This window comes from Streptomyces sp. NPDC050416, assembly GCF_044458845.1.
Lineage (GTDB): Bacteria > Actinomycetota > Actinomycetes > Streptomycetales > Streptomycetaceae > Streptomyces.
Genome location: NZ_JBITII010000008.1, coordinates 192,307 through 215,280, shown reverse-complemented (window position 1 = coordinate 215,280; position 22,974 = coordinate 192,307). Strand labels below are relative to the sequence as shown.

Annotated in this window: 22 protein-coding genes; 6 read left to right on the top strand and 16 right to left on the bottom strand. The window is 73.3% G+C overall.

Translation table 11 applies throughout. The annotated features are described in order from the left end of the window. Window positions 1–6: 6 nt before the first annotated feature. On the bottom strand, window positions 7–420 hold the full coding sequence (locus ACIBL4_RS25490) for a DUF5994 family protein (protein WP_399413862.1): 414 nt from the start codon (window positions 418–420) through the stop codon (window positions 7–9). A gap of 132 nt (window positions 421–552) precedes the next feature. Next, on the bottom strand, window positions 553–1,404 hold the full coding sequence (locus tag ACIBL4_RS25485) for a hypothetical protein (protein WP_399413860.1): 852 nt from the start codon (window positions 1,402–1,404) through the stop codon (window positions 553–555). Between the two features lie 141 nt (window positions 1,405–1,545). Between ACIBL4_RS25485 and ACIBL4_RS25480 the strand changes: the two genes are divergently transcribed. Further along, window positions 1,546–1,920, top strand: coding sequence for a DUF6479 family protein (locus ACIBL4_RS25480; protein WP_399413858.1), 375 nt, complete (start codon window positions 1,546–1,548; stop codon window positions 1,918–1,920). Between the two features lie 5 nt (window positions 1,921–1,925). Beyond that, window positions 1,926–2,402 (top strand): hypothetical protein, encoded by a 477-nt coding sequence (locus ACIBL4_RS25475; protein ID WP_399413856.1) that lies wholly within the window; start codon window positions 1,926–1,928, stop codon window positions 2,400–2,402. A 58-nt stretch (window positions 2,403–2,460) separates the two neighbouring features. Here the strand turns inward: ACIBL4_RS25475 and ACIBL4_RS25470 are convergent, their stop codons facing one another. Both ACIBL4_RS25470 and ACIBL4_RS25465 read right to left on the bottom strand, forming a co-directional pair. Continuing rightward, a complete protein-coding gene (locus ACIBL4_RS25470) occupies window positions 2,461–3,072 on the bottom strand; it encodes a carboxypeptidase regulatory-like domain-containing protein (protein WP_399413854.1) in 612 nt (203 codons plus the stop codon). Window positions 3,073–3,294: 222 nt separating this feature from the next. Then, window positions 3,295–4,977: a glycoside hydrolase family 13 protein gene (locus ACIBL4_RS25465; protein ID WP_399413852.1), complete on the bottom strand. Its 1,683-nt coding sequence runs from the start codon at window positions 4,975–4,977 to the stop codon at window positions 3,295–3,297. Between the two features lie 305 nt (window positions 4,978–5,282). Between ACIBL4_RS25465 and ACIBL4_RS25460 the strand changes: the two genes are divergently transcribed. Beyond that, on the top strand, window positions 5,283–6,209 hold the full coding sequence (locus ACIBL4_RS25460) for an LAETG motif-containing sortase-dependent surface protein (RefSeq protein WP_399413850.1): 927 nt from the start codon (window positions 5,283–5,285) through the stop codon (window positions 6,207–6,209). Between the two features lie 66 nt (window positions 6,210–6,275). Here ACIBL4_RS25460 and ACIBL4_RS25455 read toward each other — a convergent pair whose 3' ends face one another. After that, window positions 6,276–7,241, bottom strand: a complete 966-nt coding sequence (locus tag ACIBL4_RS25455; protein ID WP_399413848.1) for a nucleoside hydrolase — start codon at window positions 7,239–7,241, stop codon at window positions 6,276–6,278. Window positions 7,242–7,329: 88 nt separating this feature from the next. Next, window positions 7,330–8,589 carry a threonine--tRNA ligase gene (gene thrS / locus ACIBL4_RS25450; RefSeq protein ID WP_399413846.1) on the bottom strand — a complete coding sequence of 420 codons (1,260 nt, stop codon included), beginning with the start codon at window positions 8,587–8,589 and terminating at the stop codon, window positions 7,330–7,332. Window positions 8,590–8,903: 314 nt separating this feature from the next. On the opposite strand from thrS, the gene ACIBL4_RS25445 reads away from it, so the two are divergent. Then, window positions 8,904–9,707 (top strand): hypothetical protein, encoded by an 804-nt coding sequence (locus ACIBL4_RS25445; RefSeq protein WP_399413844.1) that lies wholly within the window; start codon window positions 8,904–8,906, stop codon window positions 9,705–9,707. Window positions 9,708–9,731: 24 nt separating this feature from the next. On the opposite strand, the gene ACIBL4_RS25440 is transcribed toward ACIBL4_RS25445, so the two are convergent. From ACIBL4_RS25440 to ACIBL4_RS25425, 4 genes are all read right to left on the bottom strand, one after another. Continuing rightward, entirely contained in the window at window positions 9,732–10,532 is an 801-nt protein-coding gene (locus ACIBL4_RS25440) for a GAF and ANTAR domain-containing protein (protein WP_399413842.1), read from the bottom strand. Between the two features lie 305 nt (window positions 10,533–10,837). After that, window positions 10,838–11,569 carry a TIGR03943 family putative permease subunit gene (locus ACIBL4_RS25435; protein WP_399414148.1) on the bottom strand — a complete coding sequence of 244 codons (732 nt, stop codon included), beginning with the start codon at window positions 11,567–11,569 and terminating at the stop codon, window positions 10,838–10,840. Further along, window positions 11,566–12,555: a permease gene (locus tag ACIBL4_RS25430; protein ID WP_399413840.1), complete on the bottom strand. Its 990-nt coding sequence runs from the start codon at window positions 12,553–12,555 to the stop codon at window positions 11,566–11,568. The genes ACIBL4_RS25435 and ACIBL4_RS25430 overlap by 4 nt, the downstream gene beginning before the upstream one ends. Window positions 12,556–12,643: 88 nt before the next feature. Next, complete coding sequence (locus ACIBL4_RS25425) at window positions 12,644–13,987, bottom strand: tetratricopeptide repeat protein (RefSeq protein WP_399413838.1); 1,344 nt, start codon at window positions 13,985–13,987, stop codon at window positions 12,644–12,646. 115 nt (window positions 13,988–14,102) lie between these two features. On the opposite strand from ACIBL4_RS25425, the gene ACIBL4_RS25420 reads away from it, so the two are divergent. Together ACIBL4_RS25420 and ACIBL4_RS25415 are read left to right on the top strand one after the other, a co-directional pair. Next, complete coding sequence (locus tag ACIBL4_RS25420; protein ID WP_020277587.1) at window positions 14,103–14,255, top strand: hypothetical protein; 153 nt, start codon at window positions 14,103–14,105, stop codon at window positions 14,253–14,255. A gap of 143 nt (window positions 14,256–14,398) precedes the next feature. Continuing rightward, window positions 14,399–16,399: an Ig-like domain repeat protein gene (locus ACIBL4_RS25415; protein WP_399413835.1), complete on the top strand. Its 2,001-nt coding sequence runs from the start codon at window positions 14,399–14,401 to the stop codon at window positions 16,397–16,399. Between the two features lie 62 nt (window positions 16,400–16,461). On the opposite strand, the gene ACIBL4_RS25410 is transcribed toward ACIBL4_RS25415, so the two are convergent. From ACIBL4_RS25410 to ACIBL4_RS25385, 6 genes are all read right to left on the bottom strand, one after another. Beyond that, complete coding sequence (locus tag ACIBL4_RS25410) at window positions 16,462–16,677, bottom strand: hypothetical protein (RefSeq protein ID WP_399413833.1); 216 nt, start codon at window positions 16,675–16,677, stop codon at window positions 16,462–16,464. Then, window positions 16,656–16,841 carry a hypothetical protein gene (locus tag ACIBL4_RS25405; RefSeq protein WP_399413831.1) on the bottom strand — a complete coding sequence of 62 codons (186 nt, stop codon included), beginning with the start codon at window positions 16,839–16,841 and terminating at the stop codon, window positions 16,656–16,658. Before ACIBL4_RS25405 ends, ACIBL4_RS25410 begins: the two co-directional genes overlap by 22 nt. Window positions 16,842–16,861: 20 nt before the next feature. Beyond that, on the bottom strand, window positions 16,862–18,274 hold the full coding sequence (locus tag ACIBL4_RS25400; protein ID WP_399413829.1) for an extracellular solute-binding protein: 1,413 nt from the start codon (window positions 18,272–18,274) through the stop codon (window positions 16,862–16,864). Next, a complete protein-coding gene (locus tag ACIBL4_RS25395; RefSeq protein ID WP_399413827.1) occupies window positions 18,274–20,796 on the bottom strand; it encodes a caspase family protein in 2,523 nt (840 codons plus the stop codon). The genes ACIBL4_RS25400 and ACIBL4_RS25395 overlap by 1 nt, the downstream gene beginning before the upstream one ends. Window positions 20,797–20,800: 4 nt before the next feature. Beyond that, a complete protein-coding gene (locus ACIBL4_RS25390) occupies window positions 20,801–21,136 on the bottom strand; it encodes a hypothetical protein (protein ID WP_399413825.1) in 336 nt (111 codons plus the stop codon). A 123-nt stretch (window positions 21,137–21,259) separates the two neighbouring features. Further along, window positions 21,260–22,321 carry a hypothetical protein gene (locus tag ACIBL4_RS25385; RefSeq protein ID WP_399413823.1) on the bottom strand — a complete coding sequence of 354 codons (1,062 nt, stop codon included), beginning with the start codon at window positions 22,319–22,321 and terminating at the stop codon, window positions 21,260–21,262. Window positions 22,322–22,974 lie beyond the last annotated feature (653 nt).

Genomic DNA, 22,974 nt, shown 5'->3' with positions numbered 1-22,974 from the left:
GAGGCGTCAGGCGTCCTGTGTGACAGCCTGTTCCATGAGTGCGACCGCCTCCGTCTCCGTGGTCTCGGGCGGCACCACCAGCAGGTCCCATCGGCCCCGGCCGGGCGTGAGCAGGCAGACCGTGTCCGGGGTGGCCGGCGCGTCCCTGCGGCCCACGTGGACCTCCCGGCCGGCGACGTCCAGCCGCTCCGGGCAGGGCAGCCAGGTCTCCCCGTGGACCAGGACGCTGCTGACCCGGCCCCAGGCGCGCGGCAGCACGGCCAGCAGCCCGGGCAGCTCGGCGGCCAGGTCGTACGAGCGGGGCCACCACGCCCCGTCGATACGGCGGGCCGTGCGGCCGAGGCGGGGCTGGGCCGCGAGTCTCAGCCGGACCTCGGAGGGTGCCGGGAGGGGCGGCGGGGGCGAGGAGGCGGACGTCATCAGGGCTCCTGCTGCTACGGGGGCGTGGCCAGGAGACCGTCGGCCACCGGTTCCGGCATACCCGCGGTTCTCTCCACCGTACCCCGGAGGGCGGCACGGGAGCGGGGGGCCGCCCGTACCGCCCGGCACGGGTCAGAGGCCGTAGCGGCTCTTCAGATGGCGCCAGAAGTCACGCAGCATCCACTGGTCGAACTCCGTGATCCGCGTGGCGCTGCCCGCCTTCATCAGGAAGCAGCACTGGCCGGTCGGCGACCAGTCGTAGAAGTCGTCGAGGCCGAAGGTGTGGCCGACCTCGTGCAGGTAGATGTGGATGTCCTCCTGGTTCAGGGCGCCGGTGAAGTACTCCTGGCCCATGCGCTGGCCCCAGTCACCGCCCGCGCCGCCGCCGAAGCCCTTGGTCAGCCACAGTGACTGGTCGTAGTGGCGGGCGGCGCCGCCCGGGCACTTCGAGTAGTCACCGTCCTGGTGGAAGAAGCGGCCGCAGTCCGGGGCGCACTGCGGGGCGCCGCCGCTGTCGAGGACGCCGGTGTAGACGTCGACGGAGTTGTCGGTCCACTGGAGGGTGGAGCGGTTCTTCACCGCCCAGCCGACGATGTTGACGGAGACGTTGGGGTACGGCCAGGCGTTGTGGCCCTTGCCGTTGTCGGTCATGGCCGTCATCCACTTGCCGAACTGCTTCTTCAGCGCCGCGTGGATCCGGTCGCGCAGGGCGGTGCTGACGGGGGCGTCGGACTCCCAGCGGACGCAGTAGTTGACGCTGCCGCGGTTGGCCATGACCTGGTCCCAGCCGTAGTTGCGGAAGCCGTACAGGTTCCCGTAGGTCGACTCGACGTGGTTCCACACCTCGTTCAGGGGCTGGACGAGGCGGGCGGGCGGGTTCCACTCGTCGGCGGCCTGCGCCTTGCCGCCGGCCATGCCGGGGGTGACGAGCGCCGCCGCCAGCACGGCGAGCACGGTGAGCAGCCGTGCGAGGTGTCTGCGCATGGTGATCTCCTCGTGTGGGGGGACGGGGTATCACCGGCAGGTCGTCACAGCACTCGCGAAGGTTGCCCGCGCCACCGGGACAGATGCTCAGCTGTGGACATTGCGGGCGCTTTATCGCATTACGTCGGCGATAATCGGAGCATGACTACGGCAACGTATGAAGTGCTGGCGGCTTCGTCAGATCACGCGGTCGCCGTGACCATCGCCTTCGTCGGCGGGGCGATCATCGCCCTGGCGCTGATCTGGGCCGTGCTGGTCGGGATGCGCGTCATGGACAAGGACACGCACCACCCCGCCCCGGACGAGCAGCCGCACCTCCCGGACGGTGGGCCGGTCCGCGAGATGCGGGAGATGCGGGAGCCCGACGAGATGCCGGTCGTGACGAACGACGGCGAGCGGCTCCTGCCCCATGAGCTGCACCACGCGAGCACCAGGACGGGCAAGGACCAGAAGCCCCGCCGCTGGCTGCCCGGATCCAGCGGCTCCTTCGGCGGCGGCGGCCTCGGCCACACATGAAGCCCATGAGACGCCTGGCGACGGCGACGGGCGGGGCGGTGCTGCCGCTCGCCCTGACCGCCGTGCTCACCGGCTGCGGCGGCGACAGCCCCGGGGACGCCGCCCGGGAGGCGGAGTCGGCGGTCGAGTCGTTCGCCTCGCAGGCCTCCGAGGCGGTGGAGTCGGCCACGGCGGAGGCCGGACGGCGGCTGGACGACATCCGGGGCGGCATCGACGTCAAAGGCGATGTGAAGGCCGGCCGGGCCGTCGTCGGCTCCGACGGCCGGGCCCGTGCCGAGGTCACCGTCACCAACACCGACGACTCGGAACGTTCATTCGCCGTCCAGGTCGATTTCACCGATGCCGGGGGGCGTCTGGCCGACACGGTCATCGTCACGGTGGAGCACGTGCAGGCGGGTGACTCCGCCACGGCCACCGCCCGCGGCACCCACGACCTGTCCGGGGAGGTCAGGGCCGAGGTGGCCCGGGCCGTGCGCTACTGACCGGCGCCGGCGTCCGCCACCGAGATGTCGATCTGCTCGCTCATGGCGCTCACGCCGTTCAGCGTGGCGACCGCCTGGAGCCGGTTGGCGCCCTCCGGGAGCGCGCCCCCGGCGTGCAGGCCCAGGTGCCGTGGGGGGCGGCGGTTGTCGCGCAGGCCTCCCGGTCGTCCTTGTCGCGGACGGTGACCCGGGCGCCGGGGTGGGCCGTACCGGCGATCCGCGGCCGGACGTCCAGCGTCACGCCGGACAGCGGGAGGGTCAGCGTCGGCCCGGCCAGGCCCACCGTCACGGCACACCGGCCGGCCGCCCGCCGCACTCCGGCCGCGTCGGTGATCCGCAGGACGCAGTCGCGCAGCCGCGTGCCGGGCACGGCGTCGGCGGAGACCGGGAGCACGAAGGGGAAGGTACGGCCCTGCCACGGCTGTCCGGCCGCCTCGCCACTGACCGTGTAGGTCGCGGTGCGGCCGTCGGCGGCGACCCGTCCCAGCGTTCCGGGCGCGTCGAGCGGCGTGGCCGTCACACGGGTGCCCCGGGGCGCGGTCAGCGACAGCGTGGCGCCCGGCGCCGCTCCCTGGGCACTCGCGACGTCGAGGATGCCCTCGCGGCCGGGCGCGATGGTCGCGGCACCCCACAGCTCACCGTCCGGGCCGCCGCCGACGGGCCGGGGCACGCGAGCACCCCGGCGACGACGGCCCCCGCCACGGCTGCTGTCTTCCTGGACCTGTACATGGCGGGCGGGGCTCCCTGTGCGGACGTCGACGGCACTCTGCCAGCGATTCCCGCGGGGCGTTCCCGCAGGTGGCGCATGCTGCTGGGCCGTGCGGGTGGTACGGCCCCGGGGGGTCGCCCCGGGGCCGGGGCGCGGACACCCCTCAACGCCCGAGGTCGTCCCTCAACGCCCGAGCCACACCGTCGTGTCCGGCCCGAGCCGGCCGTCCTCCAGTGGGGCGCTGGTCAGCAGCACCTCACCGGCCGGCAGCGGGACCGCCGTGCCGGACAGGTTCGTCACGCAGCGCCAGCCCTCGCCGCGGTCGAACTGGAGGACCCCGTCCGGGGTGTCCTCCGCCCAGGTCAGCTCCTCCCCGTCGAGCAGTTTGCGGCGCAGCCGGAGGGCCGTGCGGTACAGCTCCAGGGTCGAGCCCTCGACGCCGTCCTGCGCCTCGACGGCGTGGGCGGCGAAGCCGGGCGGCTGCGGCAGCCAGGCGCCGCCCGGGCCGAAGCCGTAGGACGGTCCGGTCGTCGTCCACGGCAGCGGCACCCGGCAGCCGTCGCGGCCCTTGCGGACGTGGCCCGTCTGTTCCCAGATCGGGTCCTGGAGCACTTCGGTCGGCAGGTCGGCGACCTCGGGCAGGCCGAGTTCCTCGCCCTGGTAGACGTACGCCGAGCCGGGCAGCGCCAGCATCAGCAGGGTGGCCGCCCGGGCCCGGCGCAGCCCGGCCGCCTCGTCGACGGCCGGAGCGTGGCCGCCGGAGAGCAGCCAGGCGTTGAGGTCGGTGCCGGGCGGCAGCATCAGGCGGGAGGCGTGGCGGATCACGTCGTGGTTGGACAGGACCCAGGTGGCCGAGGCACCGGCCGCGTGGGCGGTGGCGAGCGAGTCGGTGATGATCTGCCGCAGTTCGTCCGCGTCCCAGCCGGCCTCCAGGTACTCGAAGTTGAAGGCCTGGCCGAGTTCGTCGGGGCGGGCGTACAGCGCGCGCCGGGCGCCGGGCACCCACGCCTCGGCGATGGCCATGCGGGGCGGGCGGTAGGCGTCCAGGATCTTGCGCCAGTCGCGGTAGATCTCGTGCACGTCGTCGCGGTCGTAGAACGGGTGCGTACCGGGCGGCATCGTGGTGAGGGCGCCCTCGCGGCTCAGCTCGGGCGCGCCGAGGTCGCGCAGCGGCTCGCTCAGGTCCTTGACGAGGGCGTGGGCGACGTCGACGCGGAAGCCGTCGACCCCGCGGTCGGACCAGAAGCGCAGGGTGGTGCGGTAGTCGGCGCGGACCTCCTGGTTCTCCCAGTTGAGGTCGGGCTGCTCGGGGGCGAACAGGTGCAGGTACCACTGGCCGTCGGGCACCCGTTTCCAGGCGCTGCCGCCGAAGACGGACTGCCAGTCGGTGGGCGGGAGTTCGCCGTGCTCGCCGCGGCCGTCGCGGAAGACGTACCGGTCGCGGGCCGGCGAGCCGGGCCCGGAGCGCAGGGCCTCCTGGAACCAGACGTGCTGGTGCGAGGAGTGGTTGGGCACGATGTCGACGATGACCTTCAGACCGAGCCGGTGGGCCTCGGCGACCAGGGCGTCGAAGTCGTCGAGGGTGCCAAGGCGCGGGTCGACGTCCCGGGGGTCGGCGACGTCGTAGCCGCCGTCGGCCAGCTCGGACGGGTAGAACGGGCTCAGCCACAGGGCGTCCACGCCCAGGGCGGCGAGGTGGGTGAGGCGGCGGGTGATGCCGCGCAGGTCGCCGAGGCCGTCGCCGTCGGCGTCGGCGAAGCTGCGGGGATAGACCTGGTAGACGACGGCCTGGCGCCACCAGTCGGGGTCCCGGGACGACAGGTCGAGGGTGGAGCGATCGGTCACGCGGTCTCCTTCGCACGGCATACGGACGACAGCATCGACAGCATTGAATCTGTCCAGAATGCCGGAAAAAGGAACCATCGCGTTGATCGGAGTGATCCATTCCTGCTGTGATGAAAGTGTGATGGCGGCGCAACTTCCTTGGCATAGCCGCAGGTTGACAGCTTGCTGCGGCACGGCCACGATGGGGGCGCACTGAGGCGCATGTGACCAATGAGCCCAGTGTTTCTTCGACCACTCACCCCACGGTGCGGCCCCGGCAGCCGTGCGCCGCGCGCTGCCCGCACGCCGCCACCCGGGTTCCGGCACAGCCAAGAAACGGGATACCCATGTCCATAGCGAGACGTGTCACCGCACGCCGCCTGCTGGGAACGGGCGCCGCGGCCCTCGCCCTCTGCGCCGCCTCCGCCACCACCGCGTTCGCCACCGGCACCCCCGGTGGTGACGGCTGGTCGTCCGGCGGCACCTACAAGCCCGGGACCGGCGCGGGCACCGAGACCGGGACCGACCGCTGCCAGTTCTCGCTCGACGGCTCGAACTTCTTCGACTCGGTGAAGGTCGACGACCAGAACCTGAAGCCCACCGAGGACGGCAAGGTCCACATCAAGGTCCGCACGGCCGGCGACGCGACGACGTGCACGGCCTCCCTGGCCTCCTACCTCGCGCACGGCGCGACCTTCGAGACCTCCGGCGAGCAGGTGTTCGTCGACTTCGACACGGTGACGGTCAAGCCGGGCGGCACCGACTCGCTCGACATCGCCATCCCCGACAAGGACTGCTTCGGGCAGATCGACCTCTACCGGGGCGCGACGAAGTTCGACGGCGAGCTCGACGCGAAGGACGGCTTCGAGCACGGCGAGCTGCCCAAGGGTCCCGACCGCCCGGTCATCAAGGAAAAGCTGATCGCGGCCTGGAACGGCGGCACGAAGGAGTGCGAGCTCACGCCTCCGCCGGCTCAGTCGCAGCCCCCGTCCACCCCGCCCGCGAGCCCCTCGAAGCCGGCTGAGGAGACGACGCCCCCGGCGCCGTCGGAGCCGTCGGAGCCCTCGTCGCCCCCGGCCACGGAGACGGACACCCCCACCCCGTCCGCCTCCGAGTCGACGACGCCCCCGGCCCCGAAGCCGAACGGCGGCGGCGACCTCGCGGAGACCGGCGCCGACAGCAGCACGGGACCCATCGCCATCGGCGCGGGCGTCCTCCTCGCGGGCGGCGCGGCCATGGTGATCGTGACCCGCAGGAAGCGCGCGCGTTCCTGACATCGTGGAGGGCCCGGGACTTCGACAGTCCCGGGCCCTTCTGCTTCACCGGTGCCAGGACCGGTGCTAGGCCCCTTCCACCGTCGTCAGCCACAGCTTCACGTACCGCTCCACGTCGACGCCCAGGGCCACGTCCACCAGGGGCTGGGTGCGGGATCCCTCGTGGATCTCGGACTCGCCGGGGACCGGGCGGCGGTCGACGATCGTCTGGCCGCGGGTGGGCCCGGGGGCCAGGGCGACCTCGACGGGCAGCCGCTCGGTGGTCAGGCCGCCCGGGTCGACCACCGCGCACACCGCGCCCGCGTCGCCGAGACCGCCCGTCGGGGTGGGGTCCCCGGAGGTGGCCGGGTCGCGGTGGGCGAGGAGTTCACCGGCCAGGCGGAGGCTGGGGTCCGTGCCCGCCCGCAGGCGCTGCACATCGCCCGCCGGGACCAGGACCTTCTTGAACACGTCCAGCCCGTACATCGTGATCGGCACCCCCGCCGTGAGCAGCACGGCCGCCGCCTCCGGGTCGTGCCACACGTTGAACTCCGCGACCGGCGTGGCGTTCCCGGTCGCCACCGCGCCGCCCATGAACACGATCCGCTCGATGTTGCGGGTCACCTCGGGGTGCGTGCGCAGCAGCAGCGCGATGTTCGTCAGAGGCGCCATGGGGATCAGCGTGACCGGCCTCGGCGAGGCGAGGATCTCGCGCCGCAGCAGCGTCACCGCGTCCACGTCCACCGGCACACGGGTCGGCGCGGGCAGCCCCAGGTCCCCCATCCCGTCCTGCCCGTGCACATGCCGGGCCGTCCGCACGGGCTCGATCAGCGGCCGCTCGGCGCCCCGGGCCACGGGGATGTCACCGGCACCGGCCACCTCCAGCACGGTCAGGGTGTTGCGGACCACGCCGTCCACGTCCGTGTTCCCGGCCACGCAGGTGATCGCCCGCACGTCGAGGCCCGGATGCCGTACGGCGAACAGCAGGGCGAGGGCGTCGTCGACGCCGGTGTCGCAGTCGATGATCACCGGAATACGCTGACCGTCGGTCACGGCGGTGGCTCCTTCCACTGTTCTGGCACGGGGTTCCGCACGAGCGACCCTACGGGCCCGCGGCACCTGCGCATACGGGGAGCCCGCCCTACGCCGCCTCCCACAGCTCGGTGCCGCGCGCCGCCACCCGGTCCGCGACCCACCGCAGGAACGCGGCGGCGGGCAGGGCCCCCAGCCGTCGCCCGTCCCGCAGGCGCGGCGCCACCTGGTCCGCCTCGGCCTCCCGCCCGCCGATCACCGCCTGGTACGGGACCAGCCGGGCCGCGCGGATGCGGGCGGCCAGGGTCCCCTGGTCGCGTCCGGAGACCTCGGCGCGCAGGCCGAGTTCCCGGGCACGGCCCACGAGTTCACGGGCACGGTCCGCCTGTTCGTCGCCCACCGGGAGCACCACCAGCTGCACCGGGGCCAGCCACGGCGGGAAGGCCCCGCCGTGGGCCTCGACGAGGTGGGCGACCGCGCGCTCCACACTGCCGATGACGCTGCGGTGCACCATGACCGGGCGGTGCCTGGCCCCGTCGGCGCCGATGTAGTGCAGGTCGAAGCGTTCGGGCTGGTGGAAGTCGATCTGGACGGTGGACAGGGTGGACTCCCGCCCGGCCGGGTCGGCGATCTGCACGTCGATCTTCGGGCCGTAGAAGGCCGCCTCGCCCTCGGCGGCCTCGTAGGGGATGCCGGAGCCGTCCAGGACCTCGCGCAGCAGGGCGGTGGCCCGCCGCCACAGGTCCGGGTCCGCCACGTACTTGCCGCCCTCGCCGGGCAGGGAGAGACGGTGGCGGACCGCGCGGATGCCGAGGTCCGCGTAGGCCCGGCCGATCAGCTCCAGCGCGGCACGGGCCTCGTCGACGGCCTGCTCCAGGGTGCAGAAGATGTGCGCGTCGTTGAGGGTGATGGCGCGCACCCGGGTCAGACCGCCGAGGACGCCGGACAGCTCCGAGCGGTACATGCCGCCCAACTCAGCCATGCGCAGGGGCAGTTCCCGGTAGCTGTGGGAGCGGGAGCGGTAGATCAGCGCGTGGTGGGGGCACAGGCTCGGGCGCAGCAGGACCTGCTCCGAGCCGAGGTCCATCGGCGGGAACATGTCCTCGCTGTAGTGGTCCCAGTGCCCGGAGATCTCGTACAGCTCGCGTTTGCCGAGCACGGGCGAGTACACGTGCCGGTAGCCGGCCCGCTGTTCCGCCTCGCGGACGTACTCCTCCAGGGTGTGCCGCACGATCGCGCCGTCGGGCAGCCAGTACGGCAGCCCCGCGCCCATCAGCGGGTCGGTGTCGAAGAGGTTCAGTTCACGGCCGAGCCGTCGGTGGTCGTGCATGGTGGGCTCCTCGGGTCGGAGGCGAGGCGAGCACCACACGAAGAAGCCCCGGGGCACTCGCCCCGGGGCTTGAAGACATCTGCGTCAGCTGTCAGCGCGCCGGGACACTCTCCGGCGTCGTCGTGAGAGACGGGAACGGCTGGGCGCGCTTCATGGGCGTGACCGTAACAGGGGCGTGGCGCGCGGGGCCACGGCTTTTTCCATGGCCCGCAGTGCGTACTCCTCCCTCACCCGAACAGCCCGTCGCACTGGTGTGCCGCCCGTCGCGGTGGTGCCGTAAGAGCACGTACCCGATCTTGGAGAGCCCGCCCCGCCGGGAGGCACCTCCATGAACTCCCGCAGGAGGCCCTCCGATGCCCCACCCTCCGGCCGGCCGACGTGGCCCAGGTGCCCGCGCCCTCCTCGCCTGCGCGCTGTCCGTGACCGCTCTGCTGGCCACGGCCGCCTGCTCCCTCCAGGACGAGCCGCGGCCACGGTGGTTCTCCGCCTCCCCGACCGACACCGGCGCGTCACCCGCCGTCGAGCGGCCCGCGAGCTCCGGGGCCGGACTCACCGAGGCCCAGGCCCGGGCGGCGCTGATCACCGACGCCGACCTGGGCGAGCCCTGGGGGCCGACCCGGGGTGCCAGGACGTGGCGGGACGGGCTGCTCAAGGCGACCACGGAGGACGGCGACTGCCAGCGGCTGCTCGACGCCCTCTACACGGAGGAACTCTTCGGGACCCCGGCCGGGCCGCGGGCGACGGCCGCGTTCGACGACGCCGACACCGACGCCCAGGTGCGCTACCAGGTCGCCGCGCATCCCCCGGCGGACGTCGACCGCACCCTGGCCTGGCTGAAGTCGCTGCCGGGAAAGTGCGGCGAGTTCACGGCGGCGACCACGCGCGGGGGTGTCCAGACCGTCCAGGTCGGCGACCTGCCGCTGCCGCCGGTGGGGGACGCCCGGCAGGCCCTGCGGGTCACCCTGGCCGGGGAGACGGAGGAGGGGGAGCTGACGTACCTGACGATGGACCTCGCGGCCGTGCGCGTCGGGGAGGAGGCGATCACGCTCACCAACGCGGGCCTCGACGAGGTGTACGAGGAGGTCACGCAGCAGACGGTGGAACTCGGGGCGCAGCGCCTGACCGAGATCACCAAGCAGGGGCGGGCACAGATCTGAACCGGCGGTGGGTCGGCAGCGGGTCTACCGCTCGAAACGCCTGCGGTGGGCGATCACGTCGCGGGCCACGTCGACGGCCGTGATGCCGCGCGCGAAGGCGTCCCCGCGCAGCCGCGCCAGCGCGTCGTCGGCACCGACGCCGAGCTGCGCCATGATCATGCCGACGGCCTGGTAGACCTCGTCGTGGTCCGCGGCCAGCCCGCTCAGCCAGGGCTCCGCGTCCCGCGGCTCGGCCTCGGACTCGCGGGGCAGTGCCATCAGGGCCACCGTCATGACACCGGCCACCAGCCGGGCCACGTGCAACTGACGGTCGGTGAGCACGCCGGGGCTGTCGCGGTACAGGTCGAGGGTGCCCACGCACACCGCGTCGCTGCCCAGCGGCACCGCGTACACCGCCCGTACCCCGGCCTCCGTCGCCTGCTGCGCGAAGACCGGCCAGCGGCCCGCGTCCCGGCCGGTCGTCAGATCGCAGGCGAAGACGGGCGCCCCCTCCTCCAGCACGCTCTGGCAGGGGCCGTCGCCCAGCGTGGCCTGCAGCTGCGCCAGGCGCGCGGCCCGCTCGCTGCTGGCGCTGAGCTGGACGGGCATGCCCTCGCTGCGCAGCGACACGCTCGCGCCGGTCACCGGCAGCAGCTCCACCGCCACTTCGCACAGCCGGCGCGGGACCTTCGAGGGCTCAACGCCGCGCACACCCCTGGCGATCACATCGGCGGCCCGGATCCCGTCCAAGTCCAGGTCGCCGCCCCCGGTGCGACGCGGACCGGGGTCGCCGCCGGGAACTCCTCGGGGATCGTCCCTGGGCCGCACGATCACCGCCTCCTTCATCACCGGCCTTCACCATCGACGCTCTTCCGGGCGCCCTGCCGCGGACGCGAAGTGGGCCGGAGCACAACCACCCGCCCGGGACGACCCGCGGCGCGACGGCCGCGCGGCCGTCGCGTACGGCTACCGCCCGGCCGGCCGACTTCAGCGGCCGACCCGGTGCCGTGCCCGGTGCCTCACAGCACCCGAACCGGGCGCCCGCCCGGATCATGCACCGAGCCTTCCCGGAGTCGTCGCCCGACTACCCGTCGGGGGTGGGGCGAAACCCGGGCGCCGGGCCACCGCCCCTGCCCGGCCCTCGGCGCTTCTCAGCGCTTCTCGTACGGGTTGTCCGGCTGCCGTATCCGCTGTACGGAGGTGGCGTCGAGGGCCGGCGGCCAGGCGGCGTCCGAGCCGGGCTCGCCCTCCGGGTGCCAGGTGCCGGTGACCGTGACCCAGGTGTCGACGGGCGGGGCGGCGGCACCGCGCACCTCGGCCCTGGCCGAGCCGGCGTCGGCGGCGCAGCAGGAGACCATGAGGCGGGTGACGTACCAGGTGCCGTCGGCGTCGCGGGTGACGAAGCCGGTGAGCCGGACCGTGCGTCCCGTCAGGGAACGGTCGCTGTCGTAGACCGCCCGGGAGCCGAACTCCCCGAGGGTGAGGTCGACCGGGTTCCCGGCCGGCAGCGCCGGGAAGGTGCCGACGCCCCGCTCCGCACGCCGGCCGGCCTCGCGCTGCGCGCTGTAGGAGCCGAGGGCGGGGGGCGGGAACAGCAGCAAGGCCAGGGCGGGGAGGGTGAGGAACCAGGCGACGCGGGGGCCGGCGGGGGCGTGGGTGTGCCCGGCGGGGGCCCCGAGGTCCTCCTGCGCCTCCCCGTCATCGGCAGTCCGCACCAGCACCCCCACCGCCACGCCCAGCAGCAGGAGCACCACGCCCGACACCACCAGATACGGCCGCAGCGCGGGCTGCACGTACCGCAGGTACAGGTCGCTGAAGAGCGACACCCGCAGGATCGCCGCGCCGACGAGCGCGAGCAGGACGGCCGGTCCGTACCGCCTCACAGCAGCCACCACCCCACCAGAACGCTGCCGGCGACGGCCACCAGCCAGGTCACGGAGGAGAACCGCAGCGCGAAGGACCGGCCGAACGTGCCGGTCTGCAGCGCGATCAGTTTCAGGTCGACCATCGGCCCGACCACCATGAACGCCAGCCGCGCGGTGGGCGAGAAGCCGCTCAGCGACGCCGCCACGAACGCGTCGGCCTCACTGCACACGCACAGCACGACCGCCAGGACGGCCAGCAGCAGCACCGACAGCCAGGCCGACCCGGTGAACACCCCCAGCAGCGAGCTCGGTACGACGCTGGCGAAGGTCGCCGCGGCAGCCGCGCCGAGCACGAGGAAGCCGCCCGCGTGCAGGAAGTCGTGCTGGAGACCGGAGACGAAGGCCCGCGGCCCGCCCTCCGGCCCGTGCGCGGTGTCCCGCTTCGGCAGCCGCAGCCACTCCTCCCGCCCGAACCGCGCCCACAGCCAGCCCATCACCACGGCCGTGCCGAGCGAGGCGGCCAGCCGGCCGAGGACCATCCCGGGTTGCCCCGGGAAGGCGATGGAGGTCGCCACCAGGACGACGGGGTTGATCGCGGGCGCGGACAGCAGGAAGGCGAGGGCGGCCGCCGGGGCGACACCCCGCCGCATCAGGCTGCCCGCCACCGGCACGGACGCGCACTCGCACCCGGGCAGCACGACCCCGGCCGCACCCGCGACCGGCACGGCGAGGGCCGTACGGCGGGGCAGCAACCGCTGGAACACCCGCTGGGGCACGAACGCGCCGATCGCCGCCGACACGACCGTGCCCAGCAGCAGGAAGGGCACGCCCTGGACGGTGATCGCGGTGAACACCGTCCACCAGGCCGCGACCGGCGGGGTGTACAGGTCGAGCGCCAGCATCGGCCCGAGTACCGACACCACCGTCACGATGGCGATCAGCGCGGCGCCGCCGAGGACGGCGTACACGAGGGCCCGCAGGCCCAGCCGTATGCCGTCGGCCACTGTCCGTTGGTTCTCCACGTGCCCCGCCCCGGTCGTTCGCGTCCCGGGAGGAGGCTAACCCGCACGAGCGCGCGAGGCCCGTGTGTCCTCACAGCGGAGGCTGCGCGGGCGCGGGCCCCAGGGTCGTCGTGCCGGGAGCCGTACGGTGCCCGAGACCCGTCCGGTAGGCGTCCAGCGCGGCCTCCACCCGCCCGGTGCGGCGCAGCAGGTCGCCCAGCAGGCGGCACACGTCGGCCAGGTCACCCGCGGCGCCGGCCCGCTCCAGCAGGCTCAGGGCGCGGACGTAGTGCTCCTCGGCGTCCTCGGTGCGGCGGGCGTCCTCGGCGATGATGCCGAGGAGGCGGTGCGCGGCGGCGGAGTGGACGGCGCCGCGCTCGGAGGACAGGTCGTCGAGGACACCGTGCAGCAGGGCCGCCGCCTCGTCGGACTTGCCGCGCCGGTGCAGCACGTCGGCCAGCTCGACGGCGACCTGGCTGCTGTAGAGCGCGGCGCGCTGGGCCGACAGCATGCTGAGGGCCTCCCGCAACTCGCTCTCCGCCCGCTCCAGTTGGCCGTCCTGCGCGTAGACGTAGCCGCGCATCCAGTGGCAGTTGGCGAGTTCGGTGCGGATCTGCAGGCCCCGGTACAGCTCGGCTGCCTTGGCCAGCGAGGCGTCGGCCTCGGCGAGACGGCCCTCGGCGACCAGGGTGCGGGCGACCGACCGGTGCATGCGCGCGACCAGGGCCGGGTCGCCGGATTGCGGGGCGAGCGCCAGGGCGTACTCGGCGGCCTGGGCGGCGCGGGCGTGCGCGCCCATGTCCATGTAGGGCCCGATGGCGCTGGCGTACAGCAGCAGGAGCGCGTCGGGATCGTGCAGCCCGCCGCGATTCAGCTCGTCGAGGGTGCTCTCCAGCAGGTACACGGCGTACCGGAGTTCACCGGCGAGATAGTGCGCGACGGCCCGCCCGCGCAGCGCCGGGACGCGTGCGGGCAGCGGCGCGCCTGCCAGGCACTCCTCGGCCCGCTCGAAGTACTGCCGCCCCGCCACGAGCTCGCCCGTCTCCAGGGCGCACTCGCCGAGCCCGAGCAGCGCGGCGGCCTGTTCCCTCACCAGCCCCTGCGTCTCGGCCTCGACGAGCAACCCGGCGTACTGCTCCGCCGCCGCCTCGGCCTCACCGACGGCGAAGACGCGCTGGGCCTCGGTCAGCCGCAGCCGCAGCTCGGTCACGCGCCGGGCCGAACGGCCGGTGGCGAGTTCGTCGAAGGCGACGCCGAGCCGTCCGGCGAGATGCCGCAGGGCGTCGTCGGAGGGCCGCACCCGGCCCGACTCCAGGGTGGAGATGTAGGCGGGGGTGTACACGGGTTCCGCCAACTGCCGCTGGGTCAGCCCCTGCTCGACACGCAATCGCTGCACCCGGCGCCCGATGGTCCCCGGATCGTCACGCTCCCCCACGCCGACTCCCCCTGCCCCTCTTGCCGTTCGGCTCGGACAGCCCCTAGGTTAAACCGAGAGTTAAACGTGCTTAACACGCTGCTGTCACAGCCACCGCCCCAGTTGCGAGGTCGCCGTGCTCGAACGCACACGCACCGCCGAGCGGTACGCCAGAGGTTTCGCCGCGGCCGTCGTCGCTGTCGCGACCCTACTGCTGGCGGCGAACGCGGGGCCGGCGAGAGCCGAGGAGCCCCAGCAGGGCCCCCGGACGGTCGCGGACAGCCGCTGACGCGACGGTGCCGTCACGCCCCGACTACCCCTTCAAGCCAACGCCTTGATATCCGGTTCCCGTGTGTCAGTGGGGTGTTCTAGCCTGCACGGGCTGATCGCTTCTTCCTGCTGATCACTTTCGTACCGGGGGGTTCGAAAACCGTGCACAGACGCACTCTCTCGACCGCGACGGCGCTCGCGGTCCTCTTCGGCTCGGTCACGCTCGTCGCGGCCGGTGCCGGGTCGGCGGCGGCCGACTCCAGCGCGCTCCTGCCCGTGAAGTCGACCGGCGACATCGTCGTCGACGGGGTCCACCAGCGCGTCTTCATCAGCGATCCGACGGCCGGCCAGGTCGTCGTCACCGACTACGCGGGCAAGGTCGTCGCCACCGTCGGCTCGCTGCCCGGCGTCCAGGGCCTGGAGCTGTCGCCCGACTCGGGCACGCTGTACGCGGCCCTGCACGACGGGGACGCGGTCGTCGCGATCGACACGGCGAAGGCCACCGAGACCCGCCGCTGGTCCACGGGCCAGGGCGGCGGCCCGGCGTACGTGGCCCTGGCGGGCGGCAGGCTGTGGTTCAGCTACGGCGACGGTGGCGAGGGCAACATCGGCTCGCTCGACCCGAGCGCCGCCGGCTCGGGCGTCACCCTGGGCCAGGACACCAGCCGCACCTTCTACGAGGCACCGATCCTGGACGCCTCCCAGGGCGCCCCGGGCACGCTCGTCGCGGGTTCGCCGGGCCAGAGCCCGGTCGAGCTCGCCGTGTACGACGTCTCCTCCGGCACGGCGACCCGTACCGCGTACGCACGCGACCCGGGCGACACGGGCGGCGGCAACCTCCAGGACCTCGCGGTCACGCCGGACGGCAAGGACGTCGTCACGGCCAGCGGCGCCCCGTACTACCAGCCGGTCTACAAGCTCACGGACCTGTCGGCGGACGGCAAGTACGTCACCAACACGTACCCCAACGCGGTGGACATCGCCCCCAACGGCGACGTCGCGGCGGGCACGTTCTCCTGGTACGACCCGGACGTCCATGTCTTCAAGCCGGGCACCTCGATACCGCTGAAGCAGTACGACTTCCCCAACACCGGCACCAGCAGCGGCGCCGACACCCTGGCGTCGGCGGGCCTGGCCTGGGCGCCGGACGCGAGCAGGCTGTTCGCGATCTCGCAGAACGACGACAACGTCTATTCACTGCGGGTCCTCGACGCCCCCGCCAAGGCGTCCACGACCCTCACGGCGACCGCCCCCGCCACGGCCACCCGCGCCAAGTCCCTAACCCTCACCGGCACGCTGTCCTCGCCGGCGGCGTTCCCGGCCGGCACGAAGGTCTCCGTCACCCGCACCGACGACGAGTCCCCCTCCGGCAAGCCGCTCGGCACGGCGACGGTCGCCGCCGACGGCTCGTACTCCTTCACGGACAAGCCGCCGGCCGGTGGCAAGGTGACGTACACGGTCACGTACGCGGGTGACGCCGACCACGCGGGCGCCACGGCCTCGGCGTCGACGACCGTGACGAAGACGGCGACCACGCTGACGCTGGACAACAACGGCAAGGTGTACGGCTACGGCCGTGACGTCACCTTCACGGCGCACCTCGGCACGACGTACAAGAACCGCACGGTCGAGATCTGGGCCGACCCGTACGGCTCCGACAAGCCGAAGACGCTGGTGAAGAAGGGCAAGGTCGACTCGGCCGGCGACCTGTCGGCGACGGTCCACCTGACCCGTGACACGAAGGTCAGCGCGACGTTCACGGGGGACACGCGGTACGCGCCGAAGACCGTCACCAACTCGGCCTACACCAAGGTCAAGATCTCGACGTCCCTGAGCGGCTACTACAAGTCGGCGACCGCCTGGAAGCAGAAGTACTACTACTTCCGGAAGTCCAAGGACCCGGTCCACAACACGACGATGTCGATGTACCCGGGCCGCAAGCACCAGCTCCGGGTTCAGCAGTACTCGGACGGCGCGTGGCGCACCATGACCACGGACTACTTCGCCCTGGACCGCTACGGCAATGACGCGGTGACGCTCGACGGCACGCCGCCCGTCGGCCCGCGTTTCCGCATCCGCTCGTCCTACATCGACACGAAGTCGGGCGACAACGTCAACACGACGACGTACGGCGCATGGAAGTACTTCGTCTTCACGCGCTGACGCAGCCCGCGAATTCGGTGGGTGAATCCAGCAAGCCAAGCGAGTTCACCCACCGGATTCAGCTACTGCGAATTCTCGCGGGAGCGCATATAACGCCAGCCGAAACAACACATCCCGACCGCCCCACCGGCGGCACCGACCGCGCAGGTCGCCGTCGCCCACGTGGCCATGTCACGCGTCATCCACAGCAGGCTCACCACGACCAGCGCCAGGGAGAACAGCAGGCGTTCTCCATGGCCCGGGCCGCGCCGGCCGGTCAGTCCCCGGTCGCCGTGCACTTGTACGTCACGCCCTTCATCTTGATGTCGCGGTACCCCACCTTCACGGTCGGGTCGGCGGGTGCGACACCGGTGCCGCCACCACCGCCGCTCTCCTCTTGTAGGACGCGATCATCGCGGCCCGCCGCGCCGCTGCCGATCCCGAGGACCGCGCCCCAGCGCATCGGTCATGGGGCAAGTTGATTCAACCGGGCAAAATCGCTCTCAACGCCTCGTCAAGGCTTTTCGCCACCTCCGCGTCACCGGGCCGGCTTCCGCCCGGCCCTTTCGGCGGGCCGTACAGGGCGTCGAGTTCGGTGGTGATGGTGTGGGTCACCGCTCCGTAGAGCGGAGTGCGGGGGCGGTGTACCGCCTCGCGCAGGGCCGGGAGCAGGATGTCGCGGGAGTAGCTGGTGCCGTCGGCCATCCGGTCGGGGGCCAGGCGGGCGGTGTTCTCGCCGCCGGGCGACGCCGAGGGGCCCTCGGCGTACGCGGGGGCGTGCCCGCATTCCGGGGCGGTGCCGGGCTCACGGTAGGCCGAGGTGCGGGTCGCGGCGAACCCGGCGCGCAGCAGGCAGCGTTCGCTGTCGGGGTCGGTGAGGAACGCGATCAGTTCGGCGGCTTTCGCGGCGCGCTGCTCGGAGGTGGACGAGGTGACGGCCAGGTTCTGGCCACCGAGGACGGACGTGCCGGGCAGCCGGGCCACCCCGAGGTCGGCCCCGAAGGTCTCGTGCAGGGTGGGGTAGACGTACGGCCAGTGCCGCAGGAACGTGGTGCGGCCCTCGGCGAAGGCGCTGAGCGATTCGGCCTCGCGGGACTCGGCGGCCCCCTCCAGGAGGTACGGCGGCTCCGTGCGCTTGCGCAGTTCGGTCACCCCCGCCGTCAACTGCTCCTCGGTCGCGACGTAGTCGCCGTCGTCGTCGGTCAGCCGAAAGCCCTCTTCGGCCGAGGCGAAGGCCTCGATCGCGTTGACCGTACGGCCCTCGTAGGCGGCGAGCTGGGTGGTCCACACCGCCTCGTGGCCCTTGATCTCGGCTCTGTCGAGGGGGACGAGCAGTTCCCGGAGTTCGTCCCAGGTGACGTTCTCGTCGAGGTCGGTCCGGGAGGTACCGGCCTTCATCAGGTGGTCCTTGCGGTAGTACAGCAGGCCGGCGTCGCTGTTGAAGGGGACCGCGTACCGCTTGCCGTCCCAGTACGCGGTGCTGTCCACGGACGGGATGAGGTCCTCGGGGTCCTTGACGGCCGTGTCGCCCAGCGGGCGGATCAGGCCCGCGTCGGCGAACTCCGGGATCCAGGTCACGTCCAGGTTCACCACGTCGTACTCGGCGCTGCCGGACTGCAGGGCGCCGATCAGCTGGCTGCGCTGCTGGTCGGCCGAGCCGGGCAGCTCCACCAGGCGGGCCCGGTAGCCGCCTTCGCCCTCCTGGGCGTTCCAGGCGTCGATGAGCTGCTGGCGTATGCCGTTCTTGCCGGTGACGTCCTGGCCGCTGGCCAGCACGATCCGGGGGGAGGTGTCGGCACCCGGCGGCTGCTGCTGCTGCACGCCACCGCTCGTGCAGGCCGCGAGCGTCAGCAGCGACAGCAGGGACAGCGCGGCGGCTCTCAGGCGTCGGGCCATCATTCCTCCCCCGTTCCGGTGCGGGCGACCTCGTCGCGCAGGGCGGGCACGAGGTCGTCCCCGGCGTCCAGGCAGCGGCCCCGGCCGGCCTCCGCGATCCGCGTGCCGGGGCGGTCCCGGTCGCAGGCCCCGCTGTTCAGGGTCACCATGGCCACGGGCACGCCGGCGGTCCGGGCCCGGTCGACCACCTTCTCCAGTCCGTCGCCGGTCAGGCGGTTGTCGTCCTCGCCGTCGGTGAGGTACACGATCAGCTGCGGCCGCTCGTCGCCGGCGGCGCGCTCCCGCATGAACGCCATGGCGTCCAGCAGGGCGGCGGACGGATCGGCTTCCGCGTTCCGCACCCGGGCGGCGTCCAGGGCCCGCTCGGCGTCCGGGCGGTCGTGCGTGCCGAAGCCCAGGAGGTCGCTGTGCGTACGGCCTGCCTTGAGGCCGTGCACGGCCCACACCCCGTACTCGTCCTCCCCGCCGAGCCCGGTCAGGGTCTGCTCGATGATGCCGGGACCGCCGCTGGGCCCGTCCCACAGGCCGGCCATCGAGCCGGAGCTGTCCAGGAGGAACAGGACCCGGCCGGGGCCGTGCGCGTTGCCGTAGCGCTCCAGCGCCTTGGCCAGCTCCGACGGGTCGGCGGAGTCCGCCGGCCGGACCTCGTCGATCAGCCCCTCGGGGGCCGACTTCGCATCGAGCAGGCGCCGCTCGCCGTGCGCGGACCTGAAGCCCTGCTCGCCGAACACCCGCCGGCCCTCGTCGCCGGTCAGCCAGGAGCGGAAGCGGGCCACCTCGGCGTCGCGCGCGTCGGCGTCCCGCTCGCCGTCCTCCCAGCGCACCCGCACGAACGTCGGCTCCAGACCGGGGACGTCGTCGGGGTAGGCGGCGGAACGATGGGCGCGCGTGGCCGGGTGGCAGCCGACGCCACTGCGCAGCAGGAACTCCGGTACCAGGGCCGCGCTGCGGTCGTCCACGGCGTCGACGTCGGGCAGCGTGCACAGCAGCCCGGCGGCGGAGGGCTCGGGCCGGCCGGACTGAGTGAGGCGCCGCTCCGCGCTGCGCGCTTCGGCTCCGCCGCGGTACAGGCCCGTCGTCGCCAGCAGCGCCGCGTCGGCGAACTCCGGGTCGGGGCGGTGCACTTCTGCTTCGCCGGGCGCGTTTTCGAGGTCGGTGACCAGCTGCGACAGCGACTGCCCGGTGCGCTCGACGGCGTCCTCCAGGCCCTCCGGGACGGCCAGCACGACCGGCGAGTACGCGAACGGCCGCGGGTCCGGCTCCAGCCGGGCGAAGACGCGGTCCTGGTAGGCCGCGGTGACCCGGCGGACGTCCGCGCGGGTGCCGGGGATCCACACGTCCGGCTGCGGGCCGATGTCCCGCTGCGGGTTGTCGTCGTCGCGCGGCTGCTGCCAGGCGTCGGTCCGCTTGCCCAGCGCGGTCACCACACCGGCGGCGCCCGCGCTGTAGACGGTGACGCCGCTGCGCCGGCAGCCGTCATCCGTGGTGTTGGCGTCCGAGGCGACGTACGCGTCCGCGGCCGCCTTCATCGACTGCTCCAGATCGGGGTCGACGAGCAGACGCAGCTCCAGCGCCGGGCTGCACGGACCGGAATCGCCGGTCAGGACCAGGACGCCGTAGCCGCCGGCGCCGGTGGCGAGCAGCGCCAGCACCATCGCCAGGCCGGTGCGGCCGAACCGTTCGAGGGCCTTGCGGGCACGGGCGATCGTGCGCCGGAGCAAGAGGACCCAGGGGCTGACCGGGGGGTCCTGCCGACGCTTGATCACCGGGCCCGCCGCCAGCAGCACGTCCGTGTCCGGGTCCCAGGGGGGAGCCAGTGCCTGCGGCCGCTGCGGGTCGTCGTCCTCCGCCTTGTACTTCGCCTCCTCCATCCGCTGCTTCACCCGGGCGTACAGCTCGGAGAGCCAGGCCTGCCCGCCCTCGTCGAGGACGTGCACGAGTTCCCGGGTGAACGGCGTCGGGGCGTCGGCGTCCCCGCCCAGGATGCAGCGGTTGGGCTGCACGCTCATCAGCAGCAGGACCTTGTGCTTCTTCCGCTTCGGATCGTCGAAGCGGTGCCAGATTCCCGCGGCGTTGCCCGCGTAGCAGCAGTCGAGGATCACCACCACCTGCCGGGCGCGGCTCTCGACGAGTTCGCCCAGCACCTCGGTGAAACTCACCGAGCCGGGCAGCCCGTCGCCCGTGAGCACCCGGGCGGTACGCATCTGCAGGTGCAGCTCGTTGCCGGAGGTGGAGGTGACGGCGTGCCCGGCGAAGTAGAGCAGCAGCAGTCCCCTGGCGTCCTGGCAGGCGCGGCGCAGTGCCCCCGTGAACTCGTCCGGCGTCGGCGAGGCCAGCGCCCGCACCTCGTGCGCACCGAACACGTTGCCCCGGTGCAGCGCGTCCTCGAGTGTCCTCCGGTTGTGCCGCACGGCGGGGAGCTGGCCGGTGACGCCCTGGGGATCCGGTGCCGTGTGGTCGTACTCGGACACACCGACCAGCAGCGCCCGGTTCACTTCGCCGCGCGGGTCGAAGCGAGTCACCGGTCTACTCCCCGTCGGTGTCCAGCGGGCGGATCTGTGGCTGGGGATCGCCGCCCTGGAGCCTGCGGCGGTTGTTCGTCCAGGTCTTCACCGCGCGTGCGGTGTACTCGGTCAGTGCCGCGATCGTGACGACGTCACCGAGCACTTTGAGGACGAGTTCGAGGTCGGGCCCCAGCCGCCCCTTCGTCCCGTCCGTGCTGGTCTGCGCCTCTATGGTCAGCTTCTTCTCGGAGAGCAGTTCCGCGAGTGGCTCTTCCCGCTCCAGCCACGTCTTCAGGGCTCTGACATCGTCCACGGTCCCGCCGGCGCCCAGCCGGACGCGCACGCCTAAGACAGCCACTTCGTCCCCCTCTGTCATCCCGACATCATGACACCGGGTGAGGCCTCGGCGGCAGACCTGTGACGCGACCTGGGCAAGCGATTACACGCCCCCTTCACGCCAGGCGCACACGGCGCACGCGGTTCAGGCCGGGGTCTGCAACTGCCGTAGCTGGCGCTGCACATGGTCGAGCGCCCCCTCGCGGCGCCCGGGGACCCGGCCGCGCAACTCGGCGAGCGCCGCGCCCAGTTCGCGGGCTCGGGCGGGGTCGCGGATCTGGCCCCACTGGTGGTGGGCCCGGTCGACGGCGGCCTCGACGGCGGGCGCGTCCGGCGCCTGACCGGCGTTCAGGCGGACGGTCGCCACCGTCAGCCAGGTGTGACAGCTGCGGCCCGCGTCCCCGGCGAACATCGCCAGGTCGGCCCGGACCTCCGCCCAGTGCAGGGCCTCCTCGGAAGCCGGCCCGTAAGCGGCGACGGCCGCCTGCTCGTGCCGGGCGGCGAGCGCGTCGGCGTCCGAGTGGCGGCCTGACTGGACGGCGGCGGTGATGGCGGCGTGCGGGTCACCGGCCGCGGGGCCCGGGGTGCTCAGCACGAGGTCCGTGCCCGCGCTCTCCGGTGCGATCCGGGCCAGTGCCTGCTGGTGCAACTGCTCCAGCGGCGGCCGGAACCCGCTGCGCAGGATCGTCGCGACGGCCTTCATGTACGCCGGTGCCGCGACCGTGCGTCTGGACGGCGGGGGCGCGATGCGGCCGTGCACGGCGTTGCCGCGGCCCGAGTCCAGCGGGGTGCCGCGCAGCAGCTCCCAGGTCTCGGCGTCCGCGTGCAGGTCGAGCAGGAGGGTCGTCGCGCCGGCCGGCCTGAGGCGCAGTTCGTCCCGGAACCAGTGCCAGGGGAAGGCGGTGTAGCGGGCGGTGGACGCGGTGGTGCGGGCCAGCGCCAGGTGGGGCAGGCGCTGGCGGCGGTCGAGCTGGAGCTGGCCGGTGACGTACACGGTCAGCGGGCCGGGGGCCGCCGCGGCGGCGCGCAGCCGGGTGAGGACGGCCTGCGGCTCCAGCGGGTCGGCGAGTTCGACGACGTTCGCGGTGTCCGTACCGGCCAGCACGCCGGGCGGTACGGCGGCCAGGACGGGAAGCACGGACGCGGCGTCGACCAGGCGCCCCTTGCCCACCGGCGAGGCCGCCAGCAGCAGCACGGTTCCGGGCATCTCGTCCCTCCCCCTGTCGATCACGTACGTCAGCACCGTAACCGCTGCGGCTGCAAAGGGGGGCCCCAGCACCGCAAACGTCCGCCTTCGGGGGCTTCGCCCCCCTCCTCGGCGACGGTGCGTGGCCTCGCCGGCGAGCACGGTTCACCTCCTCCGCGAGCCGGTGGAGCGCCCCGGTGCCGTCCCGGGCCGGAAGGTCGCCGGTGGCGTCGTGGTCGCCCACCCCGACGGCGACGAGCAGCGGCACCCAGGCCGCCCCCGCGGCCCCGCACCCGCTCCTGCCGCCGCACGCCGTCCCGGCGGTACCGGTCGAGCCGGGCCAAGCCCCCCGGCGATGCGCCCCATCCAGTCCCGACAGCACACCGCATCCACCACCATGCCGCACATGCCGCCGTCCCCCACGAAGGCGGCCAGGCGGGCCGGACCGGCAGTACCGGTCGAGCCGGGCCAAGCCCCCCGGCGATACGCCCCATCCAGTCCCGACAGCACACCGCATCCACCACCATGCCGCACATGCCGCCGTCCCCCACGAAGGCGGCCAGGCAGGCCGGACCGACAGTACCGGTCGAGCCGGGCCAAGCCCCCCGGCGATACGCCCCATCCAGTCCCGACAGCACACCGCATCCACCACCATGCCGCACATGCCGCCGTCC

Excerpts from the sequence above, each read along its gene's own strand:
- ACIBL4_RS25490 (WP_399413862.1), bottom strand. The coding sequence starts at position 420 with ATGACGTCCGCCTCCTCGCCCCCGCCGCCCCTCCCGGCACCCTCCGAG.
- ACIBL4_RS25485 (WP_399413860.1), bottom strand. The coding sequence starts at position 1,404 with ATGCGCAGACACCTCGCACGGCTGCTCACCGTGCTCGCCGTGCTGGCG.
- ACIBL4_RS25480 (WP_399413858.1), top strand. The coding sequence starts at position 1,546 with ATGACTACGGCAACGTATGAAGTGCTGGCGGCTTCGTCAGATCACGCG.
- ACIBL4_RS25475 (WP_399413856.1), top strand. The coding sequence starts at position 1,926 with ATGAGACGCCTGGCGACGGCGACGGGCGGGGCGGTGCTGCCGCTCGCC.
- ACIBL4_RS25465 (WP_399413852.1), bottom strand. The coding sequence starts at position 4,977 with ATGCCGTGCGAAGGAGACCGCGTGACCGATCGCTCCACCCTCGACCTG.
- ACIBL4_RS25460 (WP_399413850.1), top strand. The coding sequence starts at position 5,283 with ATGTCCATAGCGAGACGTGTCACCGCACGCCGCCTGCTGGGAACGGGC.
- ACIBL4_RS25445 (WP_399413844.1), top strand. The coding sequence starts at position 8,904 with ATGCCCCACCCTCCGGCCGGCCGACGTGGCCCAGGTGCCCGCGCCCTC.
- ACIBL4_RS25440 (WP_399413842.1), bottom strand. The coding sequence starts at position 10,532 with ATGAAGGAGGCGGTGATCGTGCGGCCCAGGGACGATCCCCGAGGAGTT.
- ACIBL4_RS25405 (WP_399413831.1), bottom strand. The coding sequence starts at position 16,841 with ATGCGCTGGGGCGCGGTCCTCGGGATCGGCAGCGGCGCGGCGGGCCGC.
- ACIBL4_RS25400 (WP_399413829.1), bottom strand. The coding sequence starts at position 18,274 with ATGGCCCGACGCCTGAGAGCCGCCGCGCTGTCCCTGCTGTCGCTGCTG.
- ACIBL4_RS25385 (WP_399413823.1), bottom strand. The coding sequence starts at position 22,321 with ATGCCCGGAACCGTGCTGCTGCTGGCGGCCTCGCCGGTGGGCAAGGGG.